We start from the raw sequence: 7,155 nt of genomic DNA, 5'->3' as shown, positions 1-7,155 counted from the left end.
TCGTTGACGTCCACCACCGTGTTCAACGCCGCCCGATGCGAGACCTCCACACCCTTGGGCACCCCCGTCGACCCCGACGTGAAGATCACATACGCCACCGCGTCCGGCGACACCCCCACCGGACCCGCCAACCGCTCACTCAAGAGCGCTTCGGCCACCGACTCCTCGGTCAGCACCCGCACCACCCCGGCGCGGGACAGGATCGACTCCCGGCGGGCAAACGGCTGGTCCACTCCCACCGGCACGTACACACCCCCCGCGGCCAGCACCCCCAGCACCGCGACCACCTGATCCACACCCTTGGGAACCACCACCCCCACCGCGTCACCCGGCACCACACCCCAGCCGCGTAACAACCCCGCGACCCCCAACGCCCGATCCGCCAGCTCCGCATAGGTCACGCGGTTCCCGTCGGAGATCAGCGCGGTGCGCTCGGGCTCGTGCCCGGCCCAGGAGAAGAAGCCCGCGTGCAGCAGGCTCTCGGGCAGCGGCCCGGACGTGTCGTTGACCTGCTCGCGGACGAACTCCTGCTCCATCGGCAGGCCGACGGGGGCCGGGGCCGACCAGTCGCCCTCCGACAGCCACTCCAGCATCCGGCCGTACGCGTCGAACATCGCGTCCAGCACGCCCGGCGCGAACAGCTCCTCCACCGCGTCCCACGCCAGATGGAGCCCGTGCTCGTACTCGTTGATCTGGTTGTCGAGCCAGACCTGCGGCGTCTGGGTGATCATCCACCCCGGATCGCCGAACGCCTCGCGGACCTCGGGGACGATCAGCTCGGTGCCCAGGTTGCAGGCGAAGACGACCGGCGCTCCGGTGTGCTCCCCGTCGCGGGCGAGGTCACGGAGCACCTCGACGCCGGAGTAGCCGGTGTGCCGGGCGTCGGCGCGGAACCTGGCCTGCAGGGTCCTGGCGCGCTCCGCGAACGGCAGCGCCTCGGACAGGTCGGCGGCCAGCAGGATCAGGTTGGTGAAATCGGCCACCATGCCGGCCACGTCGGGGTGGACGGTCTCGTCGCGGTCGAACAGCGGCACGTTGACGAGGAAACGCGGCTCGCCGCTCCAGGCGGCGAGGACCTCGCAGTAGGCGGCGGCGAGCACCATGGCCGGGGTGAGCCCGTGCGCGCGGGCCTGTGCCTGGACCCGCCGCCACGCGGCGAGGGAGAGCCACCTCTCGCGCCGGACGAACCGGGGCCGGGTGATCCGGCCCGGGTCGAGCGCGAGCGGCAGTTGCGGCGCGCCGGGCAGGTCGGGCAGGCGGCCGAGCCAGTACTCCCGGTCCCTGGCGTGCTCCCGGGAGCGTTCCGCGTCGCGCGCCGCGAGATACCGGGGAAACGAGCAGGCCAGCGGCGCGGGCGGGTGGTCGGGGTCCAGGTAGAGGCGCGCGAGGTCCTTCATCAGGATCTGGAGGCCGAGTACGTCGGCGACCAGGAAGTCCACCTCGAAGTGGACCCTGGAGCGGGCACCGGGCAGCAGCGACAGCTGGACGTCGAAGACCTCGCCGCGGGAGGCGTCGAACCGGCGGTGCGACAGCCGGTCCCGCAGCTGCTCGGCGGCGTCCTCGCCGAGCTCCGACAGGTCGTTCACGGTCAGGCCCGGCCACGGGCTGGTGTCCATGATCTGCTGGGTACCGTCGTCGTGGAAGATCGCGCGCAGCATCCCGTGCCGGCCGATCAGGGCGCGCACGGCCCGTTCCAGCCTCGCCGGGTCGACGCCGAAACCGTCGAACTCAAGGTAGGCGTGGCAGCCGACGCCCCCGATGACCTGGCCGTCCGCGCGGCCGATCCAGTAGGCCAGCTGTACGGGGGTGAGCGGGAACGCGGCCGTCTCGTCCACGCTCACCCCACGTTCGGCCGGGACGGCGGGCGACAGCCGCGAGCCGACCAGCGACCACCAGGCGGTGAGCGTGAGCTCCTCCGCCAGCTCGGCGAAGACGATACGGGCTCCCGCGCGCCGCCAGCGCCCGGCCAGCCGCATGGCCCGGAGCGAGTCCAGGCCCAGGCCGACCAGGTCGGCGTCGTCGCCGACCTCGGAGGGGGCGATGCCCAGCTGGTCTGCGATGTCCGCGCGCATCGACTCCATCGTCAACGCCGCGACCGCGGTTTCTTCCATCACAACGAGAGCCCAATCTTCGTGTCGTGTTTGGCGGGTTCAGCCGGCGGTGGTCGCGTGCAGCCTGCGGGCCAGACCCGCGGGCGTCGGCTCCTCGAAGATGTCCTTGAGCTTGAGCCGGATCTGGGTCGCCCGCTTGACCTCCTGGAGGAGCTTGACGGCCAGCAGCGAGTGCCCGCCCAGGGCGAAGAAGTTGCTGTCCGGGCCCAGGTCGGCGCGGTTCAGCATCGCCTTCCACAGCAGGACCAGCGAGTCGGTCAGCTCGTCGCCGCTGCTCTCCACGAGGTCGGCCTCCTCCGGGCCGGACGCGACGCTGCGCAGCTCGGTGGCGAGCCGGCGCAGCGCCGGATAGTCCACCTTGTCGTTGCCGGTCATCGGGAAGGAGTCCAGGACGACGTACTCCTGCGGCGTCGCCGAGTAGGGAAGCGACGCGCTGGCGTGCTCCCACAGCTCCGAGGTCACCTTGGGATTCCCCGGAGCCGTCACGAACGCCCACAGGACCGCGTCGGCGCTGGGATCGCCGACGACCACGACCGCCGCCGCCCGGACCTCCGGGTGGGTCAGCAGCACGCCCTCGACCTCGGCGAGCTCGATCCTGTTTCCGCGCAGCTTGATCTGGCGGTCGAGCCTGCCGAGAATCTCCAGCTTGCCGTCCCCGGTCCACTGGGCCAGGTCGCCGGTGCGGTAGAAACGTCCGTACCAGGCGTGCGTGCCGAACCGCTCCGAGGTCAGCTCGGGGCGGTCGTGGTAGCCGATGGCCAGCCCGTCGCCCGCGATGCACAGCTCGCCGCGGGTTCCGATCGGCAGCGGCCGGCCGTGCGGGTCGGCCACGTACACCTTCGTGTTCGCGATCGGCACGCCCACGTCGACGCGGTCGCCGGCGGGATCGATCCGGCCCGCGGTGGACCAGATGGTGGTCTCGGTCGGGCCGTACACGTTGTAGAGCTCGCACCCGGTCACGGTGAGCTGCCTGGCCAGTACGGCGGGCATCGGCTCGCCGCCGCACAGCACGCGGCGGCCGGCCAGCAGCCCGGCGACCTGGTCGATGACCAGCCGCCAGGTGGTCGGCGTGGCCTGGACGATGGAGATGTCGTGGCGGAGCAGCGCCTCGGCGAGCGGCTCGCCCTGCGTGCGGGCGTCGTCGGGCGCGACGGCGAGCCGCGCGCCCGACGTCAGGGGCAGGAACAGCTCCAGGGCGGAGATGTCGAAGCTGAACGTGGTCAGCCACAGCACGGTGTCGTCGGCGTCCACCGCCAGCTGGTGCGCGAAGTGCGCGATCAGGTTGGCGAGGGCGCGATGGTCGATCAGCGTCCCCTTGGGCAGCCCGGTGGAACCGCTGGTGTAGATCAGGTAGGCGCGGTCTCCCGGCCCGACGGGGCTGGACGGCAGCACCTTCCCGGTCACCGGCCTCACCGACTCGACCGCCACGAGGGGCAGGACGGTACGGTCGCCGGGCACGAGGATCCCCTCTCCGGCGAGGACCACCGCGGCGCCGGAGTCCCCGAGCTGGTAGTCGAGGCGCTGCTCGGGGTGGTCGGGTTCGAGCGGCAGGTAGGCCGCACCGGCGAGCCACACGCCGATCGCCGCGGCGGCCAGCTCGGGACCGCGCCGCGCCAGCAGCGCGACGACGTCGCCCGCGCCGACCCCGGCCTCCACCAGCCGGTCGCGGGTGGCCTCCGCGGCGGCCCACAGCCGGCGGATGCCGATGTGGCGGTCGCCGTCGAGGACCGCCGCGGTGTCCTCGGCGGGCGCGCTCGACACCCGCCCGGCGATCATCTCCAGCACGGTCGCGGGCGTCACGGTGCGTTCCGTGGCGTTGGCCATCTCGATGGCCGCCCGGTCCTGGTAGCACCAGACGGGTGCCTCGCCGAGCGGCCTGTCGGGCTGTTCCGCGAGCGTGACGAGCATCTCGTCGAAGCGGGCCAGCAGCAGCTCCACGTCGGCCCTGTCGAGCACGTCCACGCAGAACGCGGTCCTGATCCTGATCGCCTCCGGGGTGGAGGTGACGAAGAACTCCAGGTCGAACTTGCTGTAGCCGTTCTCGACGACCACCTGCTCGGCCCGCATGCCGTCCAGGACGAACTCGGCGCCGATGTCGGCCGGGATGTAGTTGAAGGTGTGGCGGAAGAGGTTGTTGCGCCAGCCGTCGCGCGAGACGAGCTCCATCATGTCGTCGACGGGGTAGTCGGCGTGCGCCATGGCCTCCATGAACGTGCGGCGGGTCAGGCGCGCGTAGGTGCGGAAACTCTGCGTCCAGTCGATCCGGGTGCGCAGGGTGAGGACGTTGATGTGGTAGCCGATGGCCAGGCCGGCCTCGGGTGAGCGGACGCTGACGGGCGAGCCGATGGTGAGATCGGGGCCCGCGCCGTGGGCGGCCAGCAGCACGCCGTACGCCGCCATGAGGATGACGGACTCCGGCGCGCGCAGCTCGCGCTGCATCTGCCGGGCCGCCTTGCGGGCGGCGGGAGAGAGCTCCCAGGTGAGCACGTCGCCCGCGAGCGTGGTCTCGGAGGCCTCCGGCTTCTCGCACCACAGGTCCAGCTCGGCGGCGCTGAACCCGGCCAGCTTGTCGCGCCAGAAGTCCGCGCTGCGCGGATCGGCGGCCGGCTCCTCCCAGGCCGGGACGATCGCGGCCTCGGGCACGCCTCCCGTGGCCAGGGTGTTGTAGAGCGCGACGAGCTCGTTCAGCAGCAACGCCGCGGACAGCCCGTCGAAGACCGCGTGGTGGATCGCCAGGCAGTAGAGCTCGCCCTCCGCCTCCTGGATGACCGCGGCCCGCACCAGCGGCTCGCCCTCGGGCTGGAACGGCCGGGCGAGGAACCCCGTCAGCCACTGCCGTGAGGCTCCGTCACCGCCCTCCTCGATCCGCAGGTCGATCTCCTCGACCGGCAGGACCTGCCGCGTCATTCCCTCGGCCTCGACGCGGAAGACCGTTCGCAGGATCTCGTGGCGGTACAGCAGGCGGTTGACCGCCTCCAGGACGAGCGGGCGTCGCAGCCTCCCCGCCACGCTGAAGGCCACGCTCAGGTTGTTCACCCCGGTCCCGGGGACGAGCTCTTCGAGCATCCACAGCGCCTGCTCCTTGCGCGTGGCCCGCTCACCCAGCATCTGCTTCATGGTCATCTCTCCAGTACCTTGGTAACGGCCCGGGCGACCTCGTCGGATCTGAAAAGCTCCGCGTGGCTCTCCTCGAACCTGAGTTCCTCGGCCACCAGCGGGCCGGCGGTGTCACGCAGCCTGTTCAGCCCGTTGTGCGAGGTGGACGAGCTCACCGCGATGGCCCGCAGCCAGTTGCCCCAGGGGTCGAACCGGTCGGCCAGGCTCATGTAGGACAGGAAGGCGCTGAACGTGCCGAGCATCTCCTCGGCGTACTCCCCGTCGAGCCCCACCCTCTCGAAGGCGTTGTGGGCGATCTGGCTGAAGACGTCGTAGAGCTGCGTGGCGTAGCGCTCGATCGTGATCCCTTCCTGCTGGAACAGCCGGTCCATGGTCTCCCGGGTCACGGTGACGTCCTCCGGGGTGAGGATCGAGGAGAGGATGTCGAAGACCTTGCCGAACTGGAAGTAGATGTTCTCCAGGGTGATGGGCTCCGGATCGAAGATGACGAGCGCGGGCGCCCGCTCCTGCACCTCGGCGAGCCGGGCGACGAGCTCCCCCGCGTAGACGGCGCCCACGCAGTAGCCCATGACCGCGCTGACGGTCCGGCCACTCGCCATGATCGACGCGAGCCACGAGCCGAGGTAGTCCGGCCCGTCGACGCCCGAGCCGGGCGCCACCCCCGGTGGAACGACGTGCCAGAAGGTCGCGTCGAGGTCCATCCGGGCGACCAGGTCGGAGAAGCCGGCCTCGGCGCGGCCGGTCCCCGTGAAGTCGATGCAGAGGACGAGATCTGCCGAGTCGGATTCTTTGAGCGTCGTCCAGGTGGTTACCAGATTCATGATCACTTCCTTGACTAGGAACCCCCGCCTTCGAGGGCGAGTTGAATCAGGAGGTCGGCGTCCATGCTGTCGATCGCCTCGGCCTCGGTCGGGTCGTTCGCGTCGCGGTCGTCGAGGCGGGCCAGGCGGAACAGGCTGTCCAGCAGTCCGGCCTCTCGCAGCCGTGAGATGGGGATGGTCGTCAGGAACCGGCGCACCTCGGCGTCGCTGTGCGTCGGGGTCGCCTCGGCGGCGGCCACGGCCGGGAAGAGCTGCTCCAGGACGAACTGGGTCAGCGCGCCGGGGTTCGGGTAGTCGAAGATGAGCGTGGCCGGCAGCCGCAGGCCGGTGACCGCGGCGAGCTGGTTGCGCAGCTCGACCGCGGTGAGGGAGTCGAAGCCGAGCTCCTGGAACTGGCGCCGCGGTTCGATCGCCGACCCGTCGGCGAACCCGAGGACCGCCGCCACCCGGTCCGCGACGAGATCGGCCAGGGTGGCGTGCAACTGCTCCGGGTCCATCGTGGCCAGGCGTTCCGACAGGGGCTGCGCGGAGTGGGTACGGCGGGACTGCGGGCGGGTCCTGGCCTTGGTGAATCGTGCGGGGACGAGGGTGGGGTGGTCGGTGCGCAGGGCGGCGTCGAGCAGTGCGAGCCCGTCGGGGACGGACAGGGGTTTGACGCCCGCTCGTTCCATCCGTCGCAGGTCGGCCTCGCCCAGGTCGCCTGCCATGCCGCCGGAGGCCCACAGTCCCCAGGCCAGTGAGGTGGCGGCCAGGCCTTGGGCTCGGCGGTGGTGGGCCAGGGCGTCGAGGTAGGCGTTGGCGGCGCCGTAGCCGGCCTGGCCCGCGCTGCCCAGCACCCCGGCCAGGGAGGAGAACAACACGAAGGTGGGCAGGTTCAGGTGTTGGGTGAGTTCGTGCAGGTGGCGGGCGGCGTCGGCCTTGGGCCGCAGGACGGCGTCGAGGCGTTCGGGGGTGAGGGAGGCCACGATGCCGTCGTCCAGTACTCCGGCGGTGTGCACGATGCCGGCCAGGGGGTGGTCTGCCGGTATCGAGGCGAGCAGGCGGGCCAGGTCCTCGCGGTCGCCGACGTCGCAGGCCGCGATCGTGACCGTGGCTCCCAGGTCGGT

At 71.4% G+C, this 7,155-nt stretch carries 4 protein-coding genes; all 4 read right to left on the bottom strand.

Going from position 1 to position 7,155, the window contains the following annotated elements; genetic code table 11:
• Positions 1 to 2,111 (bottom strand): AMP-binding protein (locus AB0G15_RS43035; protein ID WP_362851449.1); only part of this gene is annotated, 2,111 nt, incomplete at its 3' end.
• Between the two features lie 39 nt (positions 2,112 to 2,150).
• Positions 2,151 to 5,234, bottom strand: coding sequence for an amino acid adenylation domain-containing protein (locus AB0G15_RS43030; protein WP_362851447.1), 3,084 nt, complete (start codon positions 5,232 to 5,234; stop codon positions 2,151 to 2,153).
• Complete coding sequence (locus AB0G15_RS43025; RefSeq protein WP_362851445.1) at positions 5,231 to 6,049, bottom strand: hypothetical protein; 819 nt, start codon at positions 6,047 to 6,049, stop codon at positions 5,231 to 5,233. Before AB0G15_RS43025 ends, AB0G15_RS43030 begins: the two co-directional genes overlap by 4 nt.
• A gap of 14 nt (positions 6,050 to 6,063) precedes the next feature.
• Positions 6,064 to 7,155 (bottom strand): beta-ketoacyl reductase (locus tag AB0G15_RS43020; RefSeq protein WP_362851443.1); only part of this gene is annotated, 1,092 nt, incomplete at its 5' end.

Source organism: Streptosporangium sp. NPDC023825, assembly GCF_040639575.1.
GTDB lineage: Bacteria > Actinomycetota > Actinomycetes > Streptosporangiales > Streptosporangiaceae > Streptosporangium.
Note: the sequence above shows the minus strand (reverse complement) of the source record. Positions and strands in the feature narration are given on the sequence as shown.